This is a genomic window from Marnyiella aurantia (assembly GCF_014041915.1).
Classification (GTDB): domain Bacteria; phylum Bacteroidota; class Bacteroidia; order Flavobacteriales; family Weeksellaceae; genus Marnyiella; species Marnyiella aurantia.
This window is the reverse complement of the sequence record NZ_CP059472.1, coordinates 395,701-414,568: the sequence shown is the minus strand read 5'-3', so window position 1 is coordinate 414,568 and position 18,868 is coordinate 395,701. Positions and strand designations below refer to the sequence as shown.

20 protein-coding genes and 1 pseudogene are annotated in these 18,868 nt (G+C 42.8%); 8 read left to right on the top strand and 13 right to left on the bottom strand.

Going from position 1 to position 18,868, the window contains the following annotated elements; translation table 11 throughout:
* The first annotated feature begins 5 nt into the window (after positions 1-5).
* The 3 genes from H1R16_RS01845 to H1R16_RS01835 are packed head-to-tail and all read left to right on the top strand — an operon-like array spanning position 6 to position 2,099.
* Complete coding sequence (locus tag H1R16_RS01845) at positions 6-680, top strand: hypothetical protein (protein WP_181885935.1); 675 nt, start codon at positions 6-8, stop codon at positions 678-680.
* The gene (locus tag H1R16_RS01840) at positions 677-1,450 is read left to right on the top strand and encodes a sensor histidine kinase (protein ID WP_181885936.1); all 774 of its coding nucleotides are present in this window, start codon (positions 677-679) and stop codon (positions 1,448-1,450) included. Before H1R16_RS01845 ends, H1R16_RS01840 begins: the two co-directional genes overlap by 4 nt.
* 4 nt (positions 1,451-1,454) lie before the next feature.
* Positions 1,455-2,099 carry a response regulator transcription factor gene (locus H1R16_RS01835; RefSeq protein ID WP_181885937.1) on the top strand — a complete coding sequence of 215 codons (645 nt, stop codon included), beginning with the start codon at positions 1,455-1,457 and terminating at the stop codon, positions 2,097-2,099.
* Between the two features lie 136 nt (positions 2,100-2,235).
* Here H1R16_RS01835 and H1R16_RS01830 read toward each other — a convergent pair whose 3' ends face one another.
* The 13 genes and pseudogenes from H1R16_RS01830 to H1R16_RS01775 form a co-directional block, all read right to left on the bottom strand.
* Positions 2,236-2,925: an SIR2 family NAD-dependent protein deacylase gene (locus H1R16_RS01830; RefSeq protein WP_181885938.1), complete on the bottom strand. Its 690-nt coding sequence runs from the start codon at positions 2,923-2,925 to the stop codon at positions 2,236-2,238.
* Positions 2,922-3,647, bottom strand: coding sequence for a DUF72 domain-containing protein (locus H1R16_RS01825; RefSeq protein ID WP_181885939.1), 726 nt, complete (start codon positions 3,645-3,647; stop codon positions 2,922-2,924). The genes H1R16_RS01830 and H1R16_RS01825 overlap by 4 nt, the downstream gene beginning before the upstream one ends.
* Entirely contained in the window at positions 3,637-4,239 is a 603-nt protein-coding gene (locus tag H1R16_RS01820) for a hypothetical protein (RefSeq protein WP_181885940.1), read from the bottom strand. Before H1R16_RS01820 ends, H1R16_RS01825 begins: the two co-directional genes overlap by 11 nt.
* A 16-nt stretch (positions 4,240-4,255) precedes the next feature.
* Positions 4,256-4,792, bottom strand: coding sequence for a type 1 glutamine amidotransferase domain-containing protein (locus tag H1R16_RS01815; RefSeq protein WP_181885941.1), 537 nt, complete (start codon positions 4,790-4,792; stop codon positions 4,256-4,258).
* A 51-nt stretch (positions 4,793-4,843) separates the two neighbouring features.
* On the bottom strand, positions 4,844-5,374 hold the full coding sequence (locus H1R16_RS01810) for a ferritin-like domain-containing protein (RefSeq protein ID WP_181885942.1): 531 nt from the start codon (positions 5,372-5,374) through the stop codon (positions 4,844-4,846).
* A gap of 34 nt (positions 5,375-5,408) precedes the next feature.
* Entirely contained in the window at positions 5,409-7,967 is a 2,559-nt protein-coding gene (locus tag H1R16_RS01805; RefSeq protein WP_181885943.1) for a copper-transporting P-type ATPase, read from the bottom strand.
* 76 nt (positions 7,968-8,043) lie between these two features.
* Entirely contained in the window at positions 8,044-8,604 is a 561-nt protein-coding gene (locus H1R16_RS01800; protein WP_181885944.1) for a helix-turn-helix domain-containing protein, read from the bottom strand.
* Entirely contained in the window at positions 8,604-8,999 is a 396-nt protein-coding gene (locus H1R16_RS01795; RefSeq protein WP_181885945.1) for an acyl-CoA thioesterase, read from the bottom strand. Before H1R16_RS01795 ends, H1R16_RS01800 begins: the two co-directional genes overlap by 1 nt.
* A gap of 59 nt (positions 9,000-9,058) precedes the next feature.
* Entirely contained in the window at positions 9,059-9,133 is a 75-nt protein-coding gene (locus H1R16_RS12385) for a hypothetical protein (RefSeq protein WP_396652430.1), read from the bottom strand.
* A 553-nt stretch (positions 9,134-9,686) separates the two neighbouring features.
* A pseudogene (locus H1R16_RS12380) lies at positions 9,687-9,827 on the bottom strand (hypothetical protein); the annotation flags it as partial.
* A gap of 870 nt (positions 9,828-10,697) precedes the next feature.
* Entirely contained in the window at positions 10,698-12,479 is a 1,782-nt protein-coding gene (locus H1R16_RS01785; RefSeq protein ID WP_181885947.1) for a DUF4153 domain-containing protein, read from the bottom strand.
* Positions 12,480-12,500: 21 nt separating this feature from the next.
* On the bottom strand, positions 12,501-12,944 hold the full coding sequence (locus tag H1R16_RS01780) for a BlaI/MecI/CopY family transcriptional regulator (protein ID WP_181885948.1): 444 nt from the start codon (positions 12,942-12,944) through the stop codon (positions 12,501-12,503).
* Between the two features lie 16 nt (positions 12,945-12,960).
* Positions 12,961-13,596 carry a phosphatase PAP2 family protein gene (locus tag H1R16_RS01775; RefSeq protein WP_228451032.1) on the bottom strand — a complete coding sequence of 212 codons (636 nt, stop codon included), beginning with the start codon at positions 13,594-13,596 and terminating at the stop codon, positions 12,961-12,963.
* Positions 13,597-13,676: 80 nt separating this feature from the next.
* Between H1R16_RS01775 and pdhA the strand changes: the two genes are divergently transcribed.
* From pdhA to H1R16_RS01750, 5 genes are all read left to right on the top strand, one after another.
* Positions 13,677-14,681: a pyruvate dehydrogenase (acetyl-transferring) E1 component subunit alpha gene (pdhA, locus tag H1R16_RS01770; protein ID WP_181885949.1), complete on the top strand. Its 1,005-nt coding sequence runs from the start codon at positions 13,677-13,679 to the stop codon at positions 14,679-14,681.
* A gap of 76 nt (positions 14,682-14,757) precedes the next feature.
* Positions 14,758-16,449, top strand: coding sequence for a pyruvate dehydrogenase complex dihydrolipoamide acetyltransferase (locus H1R16_RS01765; RefSeq protein ID WP_181885950.1), 1,692 nt, complete (start codon positions 14,758-14,760; stop codon positions 16,447-16,449).
* Between the two features lie 95 nt (positions 16,450-16,544).
* Positions 16,545-17,213 (top strand): ABC transporter ATP-binding protein, encoded by a 669-nt coding sequence (locus tag H1R16_RS01760; RefSeq protein WP_181885951.1) that lies wholly within the window; start codon positions 16,545-16,547, stop codon positions 17,211-17,213.
* 77 nt (positions 17,214-17,290) lie between these two features.
* The gene (radC, locus tag H1R16_RS01755; RefSeq protein ID WP_181885952.1) at positions 17,291-17,968 is read left to right on the top strand and encodes a RadC family protein; all 678 of its coding nucleotides are present in this window, start codon (positions 17,291-17,293) and stop codon (positions 17,966-17,968) included.
* Positions 17,965-18,852: a GNAT family N-acetyltransferase gene (locus H1R16_RS01750; RefSeq protein WP_181885953.1), complete on the top strand. Its 888-nt coding sequence runs from the start codon at positions 17,965-17,967 to the stop codon at positions 18,850-18,852. The genes radC and H1R16_RS01750 overlap by 4 nt, the downstream gene beginning before the upstream one ends.
* The last annotated feature ends 16 nt before the right edge of the window (positions 18,853-18,868 follow it).

Here is an 18,868-nt window from a genome sequence, read left to right as displayed (position 1 = left end):
TTACTATGGATCTGATCAAAGATTTCGGTGGTACGGTGATAAACCTGCTGTACCTTTCAATCATTATTTTAATGCTTTATTACCGTAAGCATCTGGGCAAACACATCGGTATTGTGATTGCCGCGATGACTGTAACATTACTCACAGAAACAACAACTGTTGTATTGCAGCGAATGCATATCATTAAGTTTACTACACCGTATTATGTGGTAGGTATTATCGGTATTGTCTACCTGCTTTTCCTGCTTTATTTTTATAAACTTATGCAGAACCCCCAGCTGAAGAAAATACAGTTGGGAATTGTAGCTGCACATATAATTAACTTTTCTGTTTCGGCTGTACTGAACGAAAACTTTTTTAATGTTTTTCCTGATATCACCAATTTTACAAGTATTTTCCTGATTTTGGTTTCACTTTTTATCTTTCTGAATGACACTTTTAATTCAGATAAGATACTGCTGATTAAAGCCTTCTTTCCGTTCTTTGTGGCTGTGAGCCTGACTTTTATCTATGTTGGTCTTGTGCCTATTCTATTTTTCAGTAACAGGATTATTCTGGAAACTGAGAAACTGATTTTCTACATTATGCTGTATTCCATCAATATAATAGGTTATTCAATTATGCTGGCGGGAATTTTTTTTGCCAAGAATCAAAAAAAAAAGCATAATTTAATAGTATGAAATTTGAAGGTGCAGAATTACTGATTATTTTTTCTTCATTAATAATCCTCATGGTGCTCATCATGATGGTTCTCATCTATGTGGGTTTCCTGAGAAAGAAGTCCGAAATGATACTTCAGGAACAGGAGAAGGAACTGAAATTTGCACAGGAACTGGCTCTTTCGCAAATAGAAATGCGGGAGCAGACGCTTCGGTATGTGGGCCAGGAACTGCATGATGATATCGGGCAGAAACTTTCCGTAGCCAAACTTCTAAACAATAAACTGAGCTCCCAACTGCAGCTTTCCGAGCGCGAATTCCTGAAGGAAATAAATGACCTTCTTGGCGAGTGCATCAGCGATATCAGAAATCTTTCCAAAACTTTTATATCACATCACATCGAGCATATAGGGTTAATTGAGTCTATAGAGCGCGAAGTGAGGAGAATTAAAAAACTGGATTTTATAACGGTAAACTATATCCACAACGTTAAGGAGATAAATATTGACCCAAAGCATTCCCTGATTCTTTTCCGGATCATACAGGAATGCGTAAATAATGTTTTGAAGCATTCGCGCTCCAAAAAGCTGGACATTGTACTGGACGACTGCATAAAAACACTTGAAATCCGAATCATTGATCAGGGAATAGGAATTCCTGAAAACTCCGGTGAGGACGGCAGCGGCCTTAGAAATATTACAAACCGTGCGCAGGTTATAAACGCCGACTTCACAATTGATACGGTGAAGGACCAGGGCACAGAAGTTAAAATTGTTTACCCGAAAATCTGACAATATGTACAGAATTAAAATTGCAATCGTTGATGACCACAAGATGGTCTCCAAAGCTATTGAAGATATGATTTCCGCAAATCCTAAATATGAAGTGGTTTATAACTGCTGTAACGGAGACGATTTTATTGCAAGCCTTACTAAACGAAATATGGATCCGGATGTGGTGCTGATGGATATTAATATGCCATTTCGTGACGGTGTGGAAACAACGGCCTGGCTTCACCGCGAAAAACCTAAGGTAAAGGTAGTTGCGCTCACGATGGAGGATAATGAACATACCATAATCCGAATGATGCGTGCCGGTGCCAAAGGTTATCTTCTGAAAGATATGTCGCCGGAACTTCTTTTTGAGGCTATTGAAACTGTTTACAGTAAAGGCAGTTTTTACACCGATTATCTTACGCAGCGTCTTATGAAAGTGAAAAATGAGGAAGATACTGCCCGGAATATTCTGGATGAACTTAAGGCGAAAGAAAAAGAGTTCCTCAGGCTGGCGTGCACGGAAATCACCTACAAGGAGATTGCAGATAAAATGTGTATGAGCCCGAAAACTATAGACGGTTACCGGGACAGCGTATTTGCCAAGATGGATGTAAAAAGCAGGGTAGGACTTGTGCTCTTCGCACTAAAACATAATATGATTTAAAAAGTAAAGTGTATTCGGGTGTTTTACCTCTTTCTTATTCTGGAAGTTTGGATTAAATTTGAAAACAGAACACCAAAACACAAATGATGATTTGAGGCCGGCTTTAGCCGGCTTCTTTTCGTTTAGTCAACCTGCGCTAATTACGTATTTTTCGTAGTCTTGGCAGAAGGAGGCGCATACCTTCGGTGGCGGTGGTGCGATAGAAATTATCGGCATTTGTTATATTAAGCGTTAAATGAGGATCTATGACGAAAAGTTCGCAGTCGCCGGGAATATAATGAAGCAGGCCGGCTGCAGGGTACACCTGCAGTGAGGTTCCAATCAGAAGAAACAGGTCGGCCAGTTCTACAATTTTTTCAGCCGCAGCCATCTCGGGAACTTCTTCGCCAAACCAGACAATATGCGGTCTTAATTGATTTCCCCGCGAATCTGTATCTCCAATATTCAAATCCGCTGTCCACTCCATCGGTTCGCTGCCTGGCAGTACGGACCTTACTTTTTTCAATTCCCCATGCAGGTGCAGCACATTACTTGAGCCGGCACGTTCATGAAGGTCATCAACATTCTGAGTTATAATCCGCACATTAAAATCCTGCTCAAGTTCGGCTAATAACCTGTGTGCTTCATTAGGTTGAACGGCGTTCAGCTGTCGCCGCCTTTCATTATAAAAGTCAAGGACAAGTTGTGGGTTACGTTCAAAACCTTCAGGTGAAGCAACATCTTCAACGCGGTGATTTTCCCACAAACCGTTACTGTCACGAAAAGTCCGGACTCCGCTTTCGGCTGAAATCCCAGCACCTGAGAGTACAACCAGATTCTTTTTCACTGTAATAAGTTATTTAGGTGAAGAGCATTCTTTAACGCTGCAGTTCCCCACGTATTGTTGAAAAAAACATAGAATTCACGGCCACTGGCTTTAACATTCTGTAGAATATCAGAAAGGAAATCTTCGCTGTATTCAGACTTAAACATTATTGGGACTCCGTGTAACCTGTAATAAGCCATATTCGGATGAACAGTGATCACATCATCAGGAATTTTACCGGGATAGCTTACACCGGCAAACACGATTCCGCGGTCTGCAAGAATTTTTGCTGCATCGCTGTTCCACCAAGATTCATGACGAAACTCCACTACACTGATAAATCCTGCAGGTATACCCTGCAGGATTAAATCGAGATTTTGTTTATTGTAATGGAAACCTGGCGGGAACTGGTACAGGAAGCCCGCTAACTTTTCGCGGATTCCGTCCGTAATATAATTGCAGAAATCCAACGTATCCGGCGCCGTTTCAACCATTCTCCTGATATGGGTAAAATCTTTCGGAATCTTTATGAAAAACTTAAACCCGTCATTCGTCCGGTTATACCAATTCTCAAGTGTTGTTCCACGGGGTTTACGGTAAAATGTGGAATTGATTTCTACTGCGTTAAACCTTGACGAATAATAAGTAAGTTCATCTTTGCCTGCCAAACCTTCCGGAAAGAAGAATCCTTTCCAGTCTCGTCCGGTAAAGCCGGCGCAGCCGACGAAAACATTATTTATCATTTTTAATCAACCCTGCTGTGAACGAACTCCACTGGAATTCGCTGGCAATGAACATCCCGCCAACAGCAACCAGCCCATTTCTAATTTTATCCAGCAAGCTGGCATTTTCCATATTTGGCGTTTCATTACGGCCATGAACTTCGGCACCTACAGTGTTACCTTCACGCCAGATGAGAAAATTTGATGTTGCTTCTTTATCAAAAAAATGAGCGGTGGAATTTTCCGGAACAGTGGGATTCGCCACCGGGCGAACTCTTATGTAAGCGCAGTCGCGGTTGTCGGTGGCTTCATTTTCAATTTCCTCAATCTGTACCCAGTCATAACCGTCGGGCCCGGTATTATGAAGTCCCGGCACCTTTATAGTCATATAATCTCCTGTCTCAGGTGACCTCAATAAAAGCTCTCCTTTGGAATCGCGCAAAGCAAATTCAGCTTTTTCCTCACCGGCAAACAGTTCCCAGGAATTAATGTCCAGAAAACGCTTCTTTACGGTTATAAAATGCTTTTGCGCCATGACAGGAGTATCAAAGGTAACCTCAGAACTGGTATCTGTTTTGGCTCCTTTTCTTTGTGGTGGAATCTTCTCGTGCATGATGCTGAATTAGTATTTATTTAGCGAATTCCTGAACAATCCTCTCATTAAAAGCGGGAAGATCATCCGGTTTCCGGCTTGTGGTAAGATTTCCGTCTGTTACCACTTCCTCATCAACCCAATTTGCACCTGCATTAATAAGGTCTTTGGAGATGGCATTATACGAAGTCATTTTGCGTCCTTTCACTTCCTCCGCATTAATAATGGTTTGAGGTCCATGGCAGATCGCTGCCACAGGTTTATTCTGCGTAAAGAAATCCTTCACAAACTTTACCGCATCCTGGTCTGCCCTCAAACTGTCGGGATTTATTACGCCGCCCGGTAGTAGCAATGCATTAAAATCATCAGCCTTAACATCTTTTACCATATGATCTACATTGACAGATGTGCTCCATTCGTGGTCTTTCATCGCCTTAATCTTCCCTGATTTAAGGGAAATGATTTTAACCTCAGCGCCGGCAGATCTAAGTGCTTCTACGGGGCTGTCCAGTTCGGACTGCTCATAACCGTCTGTCGCTAATACTGCAATCTTTTTGTTTTCTAAATTTGACATAGGTTTTCTTTTCAGTTAATATTTTGATATACTTGGTTATGTTGGGCTAGTTTATTTTGCCTTTAGGTTTATCTCGGATTTTGCCAGTTTAGTCAGGTCCTTATCACAGGCTTTTTCTTCCCTCAAAGTAGTAAGCATAAGCTCCATTACTTCTTTATTTCCGAGAAGTTTGGCGTAAGTGGCCAACGTGCCATAGGACGCGATTTCGTAGTGTTCCACTTTTTGAGCTGCTGCAATGATACCTGCGTCACGTACTGCACCAGGTTCGGTTTCCTCCAAAATACCAGCTGCTTCCTTTATAAGGCCGTCCATTGCGTCGCATTTTACAGCTTCAGGCTTCAATTTTAAAGCCTTAAATGCTGCTTCCAGCCTGTTTACCTGCTCCCTGGTTTCTTCCAGGTGTAGGTTGATTGCATCTTTCAGTTTTTTCGAGGTGGCATTTTTTGCCATTTTCGGTAGGTTTTTTACCAAAGCTTTCTCAGCCCAGTAAAGGTCTTTCATGCCGTCTACCATAAAATCTTTTAGTTTGTCTGCCGCATCAGCTTTTGCAGCTACTTTTCCATTGGTTGTTTTCTTAGCCATAATATTCTTAATATTTAGTGTTTCGGTATATCAGTTAGGACTTTTTTATATTGATATCAACAGAATTTAACCTTAATGAATTTAAAATAACGGATACTGAACTTAAGCTCATTGCCGCAGCTGCGATCATTGGACTCAATAAAATACCGAAGAAGGGATAAAGTAATCCCGCTGCAATCGGGATGCCAAAAATATTGTATACAAAAGCGAAAAATAGGTTTTGCCTGATGTTTTTAAGGAGCTGTTCACTTAAGATCCGGGCTTTTGCCACGCCCAGGATGTCGCCTTTCAGCAGTGTGATTTCAGCACTTTCTATTGCCACGTCGGTTCCGGTGCCCATGGCAATGCCAACATCCGACTGTGCAAGTGCCGGGGCATCATTGATTCCGTCACCAGTCATTGCCACCACTTTTCCGCTTTCCTGAAGTTTTTTAATATAATTAAGTTTATCCCCGGGCAATTGCGCTCCGTGATGTTCTGCGATGCCAAGCTCATTCGCTACGGCCTGTGCAGTATGTTCATTATCGCCCGTCAGCATAATGACTTTAATTCCGTGCTGCTGCAGATAGTTCACAGCATCTGGTGAAGCAGGTTTAATCCGGTCTGAAAAACTCAGGACTCCTAAGACTTCAATACCTTTTGCCAGGAAAGAAACCGTTTTTGCCTGTCGCTGATGTTCAGCAGCGTAGTCAGATGCCTGCTTCGGTAAAGTCACACCAAATTGCTGTAGAAGGGCAGCGTTTCCAAGGAGAACAACCTCGCTGTTTATTTCAGCCTTCAGACCCTTGCCGGCAATATTCTCAAAATGTTGAACTGAAGTGGCTTCTAATTCCGCTGCTTGCCCATCTTTGTGCGCCCTAAGGACCGCTGCGGCCAATGGATGTTCGGAATTGCTGTTAAGTGCAGCAGCAAATTTCAGGATTTCCTCCCTGCTGTATTTATTTACTGCAAAGATTCCGTCTACGCTCGGTTTTCCTTCAGTTAGAGTGCCTGTTTTATCAGTGATCAGAACCTCAACTTTTTGCATCTGCTCCAGGGCCTCCGCATTTCTGATCAGGATACCGTTCTTCGCGCCTTTACCAATACCTACCATTAGGCTCATCGGCGTGGCCAGTCCCAATGCACAGGGACATGCAACAATGAGCACGGCTACGGAATTCAGAAAAGCCATGGTAATTCTGTTTTCGCCTCCCCAGATCAGCCAGCATATAAAGGTAAGTACAGAAATCGCAATTACAGTGGGAACAAACACACGGGAAACCTTATCTACAAGTTTCTGGATTGGAGCCCGACTGCGGCTTGCATCATGAACCATCTTTATGATTTGCGCCAGAAGCGTTTCATCTCCAACTTTTTCGGCCTCCATTATGAATACGCCGTTACCGTTGATGGTGCCGGAATTTACGCGGTCGCCCTCATTCTTTTCAACAGGTATCGGTTCGCCGGAAATCATGCTTTCATCAATGCTTGAAGCACCTTCAGTTACTTTTCCGTCAACAGGAATTTTTTCACCCGGCTTCACCTTCAGCAAATCTCCAATTTTAACATCGGCAAGTGATACATTTGTTTCCTGGCCATTCAACATCAGGGTAGCTTGATCAGGAGACAGGTTCATCAGTTCTTTAATAGCACTGCCGGTTTTTTTATGCGCCCCCGCCTCCAGCAGCTGACCCAAAATCACAAGTGTAAGAATGACACATACAGCTTCAAAATAAAGTGGGATACTTCCGCTATGCGTCATCTCATGAGGAAAGATTCCGGGTGTAGCCAGTGCAACCAAACTGAACAGGAAAGCCGCAGCTATTCCAAGTGCGATCAAACTGAACATATTAAGGTTCCATGTTTTGAAGGAAACCCAGCCACGCTTCATAAGGAACCATCCTGAATAGAAGAGGACCGGCAGGGTTAATAACAGCTCCAATATGGCCTGCACCCGGTGCGAAAATGGAAAACTGATCAACATGCCGCCCATTGACAGAATAAAAACAGGTACGGTGAAGACCAGTGAGGTAATAAACTTCTTCTTTAAAGTTTCGTATGTTTTGTCCTCTCCTCCCACCGCAGCCCCCGGAATCTGCACGAGGTCCATGCCACAAACGGGACATCCCACGTTGCTGTCATACAGTTTATCGCCCTCACAAAACATTGGACAGTAGTATTTCCCCGCATTGCCGGCATTAGGTACCGTAGATTCAGCACGATGATCCGTATTTGCCGAATTATGGTCAATTATGCTTCCTGCGGCATTTTGTAGTAAATCAGCTGTAATTTTCTCTAGGTGCATATGGCAGACCGGGCATCCAACATCTGAACCATAGGTTTTGTCTGTTTCGCAAAACATCGGACAGAAATACTCCCCAACTTTTTCACTGAAACTTTCCGGAAGGTTGGTTTTAGAAAATGTTTGTGGCTTATCCCGGTAATCGGCACGTTCTTCTATAGGTACCAGGAACATATTGCAGACCGGACAGCGTTTCCCGGGGGAAAAGTAAACTTTTTCGCCCTCACATTCCATAGGACAATAATAGACGGAACTGGGTGATATTCTTTCTGAGGGATGAATATGATTTTGCTTTTTATGTTGATTTTCCATTTTGGCTGTTTAAAAACCAAAGATGCTGAAATCCACATAAAAACAGTTACAAGCACGTAGTTTAAGCTTATAAAATTCAGATTTTATCCAAAGGTATGCGCTGTGGAAGGTCTTTTGACTTAAAAGCTGTTGGACTGTATCCTGTTATATTTCTGAACTGGGAAGAAAGATGCTGCACACTCCTGTAACCTAATCTGTTGGAAATTTCAGTAAGCGTCAGCTCATTATATATCAGCAGTTCCTTCACTTTTTCTATTTTCTGATGGATAAAGTACTGCTCCAGTGTCATGTTTTCCTGCTGGGAGAATGTTTTTGAAATGACGGTATAGTGTTTATGGAACTGCGCTGCAAGGAATTCAGAAAGGACAAAATCTTCCCGAATATCCAGTCCCGCAATCAGCAGAATAATCTCGTTTTTTATCTGCTCTGTGAGTTTTTCTGCATTGGTCTTCAGAAGTCCAAAACCCTGCATTTCCAGTTGCTGTTGCAGAGCGGTCAGTTCAGATTCATCCAGGTCTGCAGCAGTTTCTGCACTTCCCAGATGAATATGTTCCACCGGAATAGTAAGGTCATCAAAAATACTTTGCACTGCTGCGATACAGCGGTCACAAACCATGTTTTTAATGAATATCTGCATTATAATTTATCCTTGAGTCTGTCGGAAATAAATTCAATCTTAGTTTTTCCGTGCCTGGTTGGTTTCCCGTCTTCGTTTACGCCCACAAAAGTAATCCTGTCTATGGTAATGATCGTTTGGCGTGTCATCATATTCCTTACATGGCAGGCCAGCGTAATAGAAGTATGGCCAAAACTGGTGGCCTCTATCCCAATCTCAATGATATCACCCTGGCGGGCAGAACTTATAAAGTTGATTTCGGAAATGTATTTGGTAACACAACGCGGCGTTTCCAGCTGTACAATAGCATAAAGTGCGGCTTCCTCGTCTATCCACTGCAGAAGTTTTCCGCCGAACAGCGTATGATTTGGGTTCAGGTCTTCGGGTTTAATCCACTTTCTTGTATGATAATTCACTTTTGTCTGGTTTTATTATTTAATAAATATTGAAAAGCGGTTGCAACTTTGGTTAGTCTTTACCTGATAATAATTTTATGCGAAAACTTTTGCCCGTCTGAAATAAATACCATCATATAAACTCCTGCAGGGATATTCAGTCTGTAACTGTTTTTTCCTTTCTGAACTACCGCGGAATGTATCAGCCGGGCCTGAAAGATCTGTAATATTCATATTTCCGGCAGCGGCAGATTCAAAAACAAAATTACCGTCACTCGGATTGGGATAAAGTGATGTCTTAACTGCCTGTGTTTCGGAAACTTTAAGTACCGCACAGTTAAAGGGTGAATAAATTACAGGACCCAGCGCCGGATCATCTGCCTGATGTGAAATCACACTTTCAACCATCATATCTGTAGAAAGTTCAGTCTCGCGCCAGCAGTTAAATTTGGCCTGTATAGTATTTGGTGTGTTGTTGAACAGTGCATATGTATTTCCACCGTTCCCGTTATCCTTAAAGATATTAAGTCCCGGATTCACATTTCCGGGAGTATCACTTCCCAGGTTTACACTGGCATTGGACAGCAGGGTGATGCCCCACAGATTTCTTCGGATTTGGTTTTGAGTTATGTAGAGCTGATCCGTTGTAGCAGTTAGCGAAATACCACTTCCGCCACTGTTGGGAAGGTTTTGCGAATCGTTATCCTCAATAATATTTCCTTTTATTATACCGGCAGAACTGCTGCCTGCGACTGTAATTCCGTAACGGTTGTCTTTTATTGTGTTGTTAATGATCTTAATCCTGTTGGTGCCTCCGATAAGCGCTGAGGCAGAAATCCCGCCCACCATTGTAAGAGCGCGGTTGCCCAATATTGTATTATTTACGATTTTAATGGAATCTGTACCGCCCGGACCCATGTTGATCTGAGGTCTGTTGGTGTTGAGTTTAGAATTGCCGAAAAGATAATTATTTTGGAAAACTGCAGAAACTGTAGCATTGGCAGCCGACGAAAAAGCAGGATAATCATTTGTAAGAAACTGTGAGTTCTGCACCACAGGGCTTCCGGTAGAGAAAGACATCGTACCGCTTGTAACCAGACCGGCTTTGAAATCCCTTACGATGCAGTTGTCCATGAGGAAATTACCTGTGGAAACACGAATTCCGCCACCGTATTCCAGCGTTGTGTTTCTCATAGCTACAGTGGAGCCGGCATCGAACTGAATACCGTTAAACACCGAGGTAGGTGTGCCCGAAGTTATTATCAGGTTGGTCGCTGTAGTGTTATAGGTTCCTGTGACTGTCAATTTTATACCCGGATTTATGGTAAGTGTGGTGTTTTCATCCATCAATAAAGTATCTCCGCCTGCGATAGTCACATTTGCAGTCATTGTGTACGAAGTGCCATTATTAGTAAGAACAGTTGGTGCTGCTGCAGAAAGGCTGGTTAGGGTATAGGTAATTCCCGTTCCCGGACTGGTGAACTGTGCATTCAGGATCAGCGAAAGGCAAATTGTAAGTAGTAGAGAAATTCTTTTCATAACGATAAGTTTTAAATGACCGAAATAAGAAAATGAAGCGAACTAAATAAGAGGATAATCAAACTAAATCTGCGTAGTCAGCTGCAAAAAAATCAGGTAATAAAGGTAATGATTTCCGGCGAATAAATATTTCGCTTTATATTTCCACAGCGAAACGCTGTTGCAGGATAAATCAGCTTTCTACTTAACCTTAATCAGCATGAACGCATCCGTGAAATAATATCGGTTTGGGTTGGCCCCGTCACAGGAAAGGTTTAAAAATATTACTTTGATCTGATATTTTTTAAAATCCGCGATGGTTGAGATTTCTCCTACGGCAATGCGCTCCGTGTGTGCAGGATACTGAGCTATCTTATTTTTTATAAATGGCAGAAGATCGAAGGTTTCATCGCCGTTTACCTTCAGTTCCAGAATCTGGTTTTTTCTGTCCTGACTGTTGGAAAAAATTATCCGGTCACCATTAACAGATAAAGAATTGTCCTCATGGGGATTTTCGAAACTGTTTAGTTTGACAACATATTGATAACCTTCAGTTGAGTATGCCTTAACAGGTGAGTAAATCTCCCGGCGTTTATCTGTGCTTATTTCGGGTGCTACATTTTTAAAAAATCCTGACACCATTCCGTTAATATTTCTGAACGGTTGGCTTTCTTCGCTTCGTTCTAAAGAACTGAGCTGTGATTTATCCATATAATGATATAGTAGAGTGCGGTTGCCCCTCTGGTAGAGAAAGTTAAACTTATCGGCGATCTCGCTTACTGTCTTGGAAGGTATTTTTTTGCTGAAGTCAATCTTGCCGTTCACCAATAAATTATTGGTTGCCAAAAGACCGGTAAGCTCATTTTGCTGGCTCCTTTTAGATACAGCCAGTGCATTGAAATAAGGCAGGACAAGGGAAAAGAGACCTAATGTGAAAAGTGATACAGGAATAAACCGGATACTTCCGTTCTTAAAAATGATATAATAAATGACTACTATTGTAAGCCAAACAGCGATAAGCAGCACATAGTAACGGGGTTCCGTATAACCGTACTCCAGAATCCGGGTGAAAACAGCTGTGAAAAGCAGGATGATGAGTGGAGCCAGAGTATAATAGAAGGCCCTGCTGAAACCTTTAACCCAGGACTTCTTGCCGTCCTCTTTTAGCGGGAATACCAACAGAAGGGCAAATATGCCGATAACAGAATAAGCAATGATGAGGTAGGAAACCCATCCCCGGGGAAGTTCCCAATTGATAAGGATCTTTGCGGAATAGAAATAAAGGATAATCACATAAATGAAGAGCAGCGGAATAAGTACATACTGTGTAAAGAATTTAAGGATTTGCGGATATTTATCATCTCTTTCCAGTTGAGATAAACCGCGACCATTAAACAGCAGGAATATAAAGCAGCTGCCTGTAATAGACAAAACAGCTAAGGTTTTTGGATAGAGCAGTTCATCAAGCGCAAGATCAAAAAGTTGGTCTACAGCAAGTATGGCCAGCATCACACCACCCGTAAGGACACCGGTAAAGACAGCGGTTTGAAAAAGATTGATAAAAAGATTCTTATTGTATTGCCAGAAGTTCAATTCCTTACTTTTCCTTATAAAGGGAATAAAAGAGACAAGCAAATGACTCAGGATAAATGTCGGGATCAGGATAAAGGCATACATCTCTGTAAAGTCCTTCTCCTTTGCAGGCAGAAAAAAATAAAAGCCTGTCAGAAAAACCAAAACTGCAGTTTCCAGCACCAAACCTTTCCCAATCCGCTGAGCCAGCATCTTTGCACCAAACAGCAGAGAAATACCCAAACAGGAAGTAATTATGAGCTTAGTAACCCAGAAACTGTTTTCCGGACCTCCATGTTCAATTGCCGTCACCGCTGATACTGCTGCAATAACAGCCATTGTAATAATCAGTGGATACCGGAAAAGGGTGTCACCGGCCAGGCCCCAAATTTGTATTAATTTTTGTTTCATTAGTAGATTGTCTGGGTCCAATTACTTTTTCTTTTTCTTTTTCTTCTTTGCCGATTTCAGGATTTCATCGGCAATCTTAAAGCGTTGCTTCTTTTTTTTCTTCTCAGGTGTCGAAACTGGTTTTACTTTAGATTTCACTACTTGTGGCTGCAGCATTTTTTCGTCCTCAAGCAAGCCAATCAATTCTTCTGTTGAGTTGTTACAGAACTGCTTCAGGAAATTCCTCAGTACGAAACTCCGGTAATCCTCATAAGGAATGACCACGGAGTATTTAAAGATCCTTCCTTCTTTTTCAGTTGTGAGATAACCCTTTTCAACCAGTATTTTTAGATAGGTGGAAACCGTGTTCTGATGAGGTTTAGGCTCAGGATGTTCCTCCATTACATTCTTCATATAAAAAGAGTTTAGTTTCCACAGTACGGTCATCAGTTTTTCTTCGGCGGTAGTCAGGCTGTTTATGTTCATTAGATTGGCTTCATTGTTATACACCCGCATTCAGCAGGTTGTCGGTATAAAGATAGGCAAAAGATGCCGTGAGAGCCAACGCAGTACCCATCAGGACTTCGCTGACGGTATGTCTCTTCAGGACTACCCGTGTAATTCCCACCAGAATGGCAATTCCGCACCAAATGAGTCCTACAGGTGAATCAAACGTATAAAAGAGTGCAGCAGCGTAAAAGTTCAGGGCAGTATGCATGGAGCTTTTAATATAAAAATTGCTTATCTGCATCATGATCAGGAGTACAAAAAGGAAGAGTATGGTAAGATCAATCTGTCCGTCCATAAGGTAATTTATTGCAACATAAAGGAGCAGCGCCAGCGCGATAATCATATAAAGGCTCTTCCGCTGATTGCGGTTGGATACATCCATATTGGTGTAATTTCCTTTCTTAACATTCCAGTAAATCCAGATGGTTATGGGCAGGATTAAAATGAAGAGGATAGGCAGAAACTCCAGGAGTGCCTGCTGCCAGCCGTAATGCAGATAACTGTAATATACATAATACAGGAACAGTGAGGTGAGCGGATTAAAAAAATTGGATATGAACCTGGAAATGAGGATCAGCGGCGATGAGTTTGTGGTAGGTGGGGTCATAAAATAGAACTGCGTAGTCAAAACTAACTATTTTACGCTGAATCTAATGTTATGCCGAGCCAAAGATTTTTCCTATTTTTGCCTGATAATTTTCGCTTAAAATGAAAGAATTTTCGAAAGAAGTTTACCTGCAGTGGTACAATGATATGACCATGTGGAGAAGGTTTGAGGACAAATGCCGCTCGCTCTATCTAAAACAGAAAATCAGAGGGTTTTTACATCTATACAATGGTCAGGAAGCAATTCCTGCCGGTTTTGCACATGCAATGGACCTTACTAAGGACAGTATGATCACCGCGTACAGATGTCACATACATCCAATGGCTATGGGTGTGGATCCTAAACGGATTATGGCCGAACTTTGCGGTAAGGCTACAGGAACTTCCGGGGGTATGGGTGGATCTATGCACATCTTCAGTAAGGAGCACCGTTTTTATGGCGGCCACGGAATCGTAGGCGGTCAGATCCCATTAGGAGCCGGAATCGCTTTTGCGGATAAATATTTCGACCGTAAGGCCGTAAATATCTGTTTCTTTGGCGATGGTGCTGCCAGACAGGGTTCGCTGCATGAAACTTTTAACATGGCGATGAACTGGAAACTGCCTGTAGTATTTGTTGTAGAGAACAACCAGTATGCAATGGGTACTTCAGTAAAAAGAACTGCCAACCACGAAGATATTTATAAATTGGGTCTTGGTTACGAGATGCCATGTATGGCCGTAGATGCCATGGATCCTGAAAAAGTAGCCGAAATTGCTTACGAAGCCATCGAAAGAGCCAGAAGAGGCGACGGGCCTACGTTTATTGAAGCACGTACTTACCGATTCAGAGGTCACTCCATGTCAGATGCCGAGCATTACAGAAGCAAGGACGAGGTTGAGCTTCACAAGCAGGATGACCCAATCCAACTTATTAAGCAGCGAATTCTGGAGAAAAGCTGGGCTACCGAGGCAGAACTTGAAGATATTGATACCAAGTCCCGCGCTTTCGTGGAGGACTGTATAGAGTTTATGGAAAATTCACCGTACCCGGATCCTGAAAAGATCTACGAATACGTGTATGCTCAGGAAGATTACCCATTCCTGGACAAGGTGGAAAATAACTAGATTAATCCAATAAGTGATGCTCTGCTGAAATTTGACCGCAGGGCATTCACTTTCAACACATATCACATAAATAATTATGGCAGAAGTAATTACAATGCCCCGTCTGTCCGATACCATGACGGAAGGTAAAGTTGCAAAATGGAACCTGAAACTCAACGATCCCGTAAACGAGGGTGATGTTTTAGCAGAAATTGAAACAGATAAAGCCGTTCAGGATTTTGAATCTGAGGTGAAGGGAGTACTTCTTTACATTGGTGTAGAGGAAGGACAGGCCGCACCGGTAGATTCTGTACTTGCCATTATTGGGGAGCCTGGCGAGGATATTTCTTCATTAACTGGCAAAGGAAGCACTGGCGCAACTTCGGAAAAGCCTGAATCTGGTTCGGCATCAGGAATTCCCGAAGATTTTAAAACTGAAAATGAAAATACCGCAGTAGAAACTACTGAGCCTGTCGAGAAAGAAGGCGGATCTTCAAATGAAGGAACTTCTTCAGCTTCGGCTGAAATTCCAAAAGGTGTAGAAGTGATTACAGTACCCCGCCTGTCGGATACCATGACTGAAGGGAAGGTGGCCAAGTGGCATAAAAATGTAGGCGATGAGGTAAAGGAAGGCGATATTCTGGCTGAAATTGAAACCGATAAGGCTGTACAGGATTTCGAATCCGAATTTAACGGCACACTTCTGCACCAGGGTGTTGCTGAAGGTAACGGTGGTCCTGTAGATTCTGTTTTGGCGATCATCGGACCTGTGGGAGCAGATGTGTCGGCAATTCTTTCGGGAGGGACCACAAAATCTGAAAATAAAGCAGCTGCTGAAAAACCAAAAGAAATTAAAGAGGATACGGCAACAGCGGAAGTATCACAAAGTAATGATGGCGAGCGTCTTGCTATTTCACCCCTCGCCAAAAAAATGGCAGCGGAAAAAGGAATAGACGTTAACCAGCTTCAGGGTTCAGGCGAAAACGGCAGGATCGTGAAAAAGGATGTCGAATCTTATACTCCTGCTAAGCAATCTTCTTCTGCAGATCAGGCGAAAGCAACTCAACAGGCTTCTCCTGCTACGAAAGTGGCTGCTGATTTCGTTTCAGGTGAAACTACCGAGACACCTAACTCACAGGTACGGAATATAATCGCAAAACGTCTTGCTGAAAGTAAATTCTCGGCTCCTCATTACTACCTGATGGTGGAGATCAATATGGATAAGGCAATTGAGGCCCGTAAAGAGATCAATTCACTGCCGGATACAAAGATTTCATTTAACGATATGATCATCAAGGCCACGGCTATGGCATTGCGCAAGCATCCACAGGTGAACTCTTCCTGGGCAGGCGATAAAATCATTCACCATGGCGACATCAACGTTGGGGTAGCCGTAGCAATTCCGGACGGTCTTGTGGTTCCTGTGCTCCGCAACACGGATCGTATGAACTACCTGGAGATATCTTCCGCTGTTAAGGATATGGCTTCAAGAGCAAAATCAAAAGGACTGAAGGCAAACGAAATGGAAGGTTCTACCTTCTCTGTCTCAAACCTGGGAATGTTCGGTATCGAAACTTTTACCTCCATCATCAACCAGCCGAACTCAGCAATTCTGTCCGTTGGGGCAATTATTGAGAAACCGGTGGTTAAGGACGGACAGATTGTAGTGGGCAATACCATGAAACTGTCCTTGGCATGTGACCATAGGGTAGTTGACGGTGCAACCGGAGCCCAGTTCCTGCAAACGCTGAGAACTTATCTGGAACAGCCGCTCACTTTATTGCTGTAACAGTAATTTTAGATAAACTGATAAACCCTCCCTGATTCCTTATCTAGGAGGGTTTTTTAACAAAGATTCCAAAAAATATAAGTACTTTTGAGACCATGATCAGAGCAAAAAATATTCATAAATCCTACGGCGACCTGGAAGTTTTGAAGGGAGTCGATATCCATATAAAAGAAGGAGAGGTTGTATCTATTGTGGGCGAGTCCGGTGCCGGAAAATCTACTTTGCTCCAAATCCTTGGAACGCTGGACCTTCCTTCAAATCCAGATAAATATGGAACCCAGATCGCTCTGGACGGTCAGTCTTATATCAACATGAATGACCGCGAACTTTCGCGTTTTCGGAATCAGAATATCGGTTTCGTTTTTCAGTTCCACCAGCTCCTGCCCGAGTTTACAGCGCTGGAAAATGTGCTGCTGCCTACACGCATTTCGGGCCGTAATGAAAAGGAGAGCCTCGAAAAAGCATACAGACTTTTTGAAGACCTTCATATTGCAGACCGAATTCACCATAAGCCCAGTGAAATGTCGGGTGGCGAGGCGCAGCGGGCCGCTGTTGCACGTGCCCTGATCAATTCGCCGAAGATTATTTATGCCGATGAGCCTACAGGAAACCTGGACTCCAAAAATGCGGATGACCTGCACCGGCTGTTCTTTGACCTTCGGGACAAGTACAACCAGACCTTTGTAATTGTGACGCATAACCCTAACTTGGCGGAAATTACAGACCGGAAACTGGTCATGAAAGACGGACAGATTCTATATTAAAATTGCAGCTTTACGCAAAGCTTACTTAAATTTGATAACTTTATATCTTTAATAATTAAGTTACAGGATTCAACAAAATGTCTCTTAAACACCTTGCCGAAGACGACAGGCCCCGCGAGAAGTTCTTGATGAAAGGCAAAAACGCCCTGTCTGATGCTGAACTTTTGGCCATTATAATGGGCAGCGGCAACCGCGAGGAAAGTGCTGTGGATCTTGCCAGACGCATCCTGAAATCTGTGGGTGAAAACTGGCACGACCTGAGCCGACTGAGCATTGCTGATCTTTGCAAATTCAATGGGGTGGGTGAGGCTAAAGCCATTTCAATCTCTGCAGCGCTTGAAATAGGACGAAGGCGTGCGGCACAGGAAGTGCCGGACCGTAAACAGCTGGTAAGCAGCCACGAGGCTTTCCTTTTTCTTAAACCCTACCTTGGCGATCTTCAGACCGAGGAATTCTGGGCAGTCTTTGTTAACCAAAATAACAAAGTGCTTCATTTCTGCCAGCTTACAAGTGGCGGTATCAATTATTCCGTGGTGGATGTGCGGATTCTTTTTAAGACAGCTTTGGAGCAGTTTGCCACAGGAATCTTCATCGCACATAATCATCCATCCGGTAATCTGAGGCCAAGTGAAGAAGACAAAAAAATTACCAAACAGGTGGTGGAGGCCGGCAAACTTCTGAATGTGACATTAATCGACCATCTGATTATCAACCAAAATTCTTATTTCAGTTTCTCAGACGAGGGTATATTATGATAAAACACCTTACATACCCTGAAATTGATTTCGTTAAATATGAAGTATGTCTCGCAAATGCCAAGCAGAAAAATGTTTTTGCGCGAAAGGAAATCCTTGATTTTTTATGCGAAAGCTGGGAACTGCTTGTGTTTAATGACTACGATTATGTAATGCCGCTTCCGTTCAGAAGACGTTTGAGGCAGAAGTTCGTTACTTGTCCGATTTTTTGTCAGCAGCTAGGAATTTTTGGTCAGGATGATAATTCTAGAGTTAATGAAGAGTTCCTGCAGTTTACCCTCAAGAAATTCAGCACTTATCTGTATTCCTTCAACGCCGAAAACACTTTTAACAGAGCGTTAATTCTGAGAAAAAACTACTCTATACCCAGCGGACCCTATGATGTACAGCGCCGGAAATATTCAAAAGGCAGAAAATCCGCAGTTAAGTCCGCGGGCCACCTACAGTTTAAAAAGGTTGAATTTAACAGTGATAGCCTTAATTTTGTAAGTCAGTTTCATAAAGGGCTGGCCAAGCAGTCGGATCTGGAGACAATGATCAGTTTAATGACTTTTCTGGTGAAAAAAAATATGCTTAGGCTGTATGGTGCTTTTCTGGAGGGTAAACTGCTGACGGTTGCGGCGATAATTGACGACGGAACGGCGATTTATTTATTGGCCCTGGTGAGCGATGAAAAGTTTAGGAAGGAAAATCCAGCCTCATTTTTGGTGGATAAAATCCTTGAGAAGTATATTGAAAACCGTAGTTTCAGCTTTATGGGCAGTAACGTGCGAAGTATCGGCATCTTTAACAGCAGTTTCGGTGCGGACCTCCAGGAGTATCCGGTAATTCAATTTTCAAAAAAAGAACTGGCAGCTTCGTGGCTCAAATCGCTGGTGAAATAAATTTGGCCAGTCAAGA

What these genes read in the sequence shown, in the direction of transcription:
- H1R16_RS01815 (WP_181885941.1), bottom strand. Translation starts at nt 4,792, where the DNA reads ATGTCAAATTTAGAAAACAAAAAGATTGCAGTATTAGCGACAGACGGT.
- H1R16_RS01835 (WP_181885937.1), top strand. Translation starts at nt 1,455, where the DNA reads ATGTACAGAATTAAAATTGCAATCGTTGATGACCACAAGATGGTCTCC.
- H1R16_RS01805 (WP_181885943.1), bottom strand. Translation starts at nt 7,967, where the DNA reads ATGGAAAATCAACATAAAAAGCAAAATCATATTCATCCCTCAGAAAGA.
- H1R16_RS01810 (WP_181885942.1), bottom strand. Translation starts at nt 5,374, where the DNA reads ATGGCTAAGAAAACAACCAATGGAAAAGTAGCTGCAAAAGCTGATGCG.
- H1R16_RS01800 (WP_181885944.1), bottom strand. Translation starts at nt 8,604, where the DNA reads ATGCAGATATTCATTAAAAACATGGTTTGTGACCGCTGTATCGCAGCA.
- pdhA (WP_181885949.1), top strand. Translation starts at nt 13,677, where the DNA reads ATGAAAGAATTTTCGAAAGAAGTTTACCTGCAGTGGTACAATGATATG.
- H1R16_RS01780 (WP_181885948.1), bottom strand. Translation starts at nt 12,944, where the DNA reads ATGAACATAAACAGCCTGACTACCGCCGAAGAAAAACTGATGACCGTA.
- H1R16_RS01785 (WP_181885947.1), bottom strand. Translation starts at nt 12,479, where the DNA reads ATGAAACAAAAATTAATACAAATTTGGGGCCTGGCCGGTGACACCCTT.
- H1R16_RS01825 (WP_181885939.1), bottom strand. Translation starts at nt 3,647, where the DNA reads ATGATAAATAATGTTTTCGTCGGCTGCGCCGGCTTTACCGGACGAGAC.
- H1R16_RS01840 (WP_181885936.1), top strand. Translation starts at nt 677, where the DNA reads ATGAAATTTGAAGGTGCAGAATTACTGATTATTTTTTCTTCATTAATA.
- H1R16_RS01820 (WP_181885940.1), bottom strand. Translation starts at nt 4,239, where the DNA reads ATGCACGAGAAGATTCCACCACAAAGAAAAGGAGCCAAAACAGATACC.
- radC (WP_181885952.1), top strand. Translation starts at nt 17,291, where the DNA reads ATGTCTCTTAAACACCTTGCCGAAGACGACAGGCCCCGCGAGAAGTTC.
- H1R16_RS01845 (WP_181885935.1), top strand. Translation starts at nt 6, where the DNA reads ATGGATCTGATCAAAGATTTCGGTGGTACGGTGATAAACCTGCTGTAC.
- H1R16_RS01750 (WP_181885953.1), top strand. Translation starts at nt 17,965, where the DNA reads ATGATAAAACACCTTACATACCCTGAAATTGATTTCGTTAAATATGAA.
- H1R16_RS01760 (WP_181885951.1), top strand. Translation starts at nt 16,545, where the DNA reads ATGATCAGAGCAAAAAATATTCATAAATCCTACGGCGACCTGGAAGTT.
- H1R16_RS01765 (WP_181885950.1), top strand. Translation starts at nt 14,758, where the DNA reads ATGGCAGAAGTAATTACAATGCCCCGTCTGTCCGATACCATGACGGAA.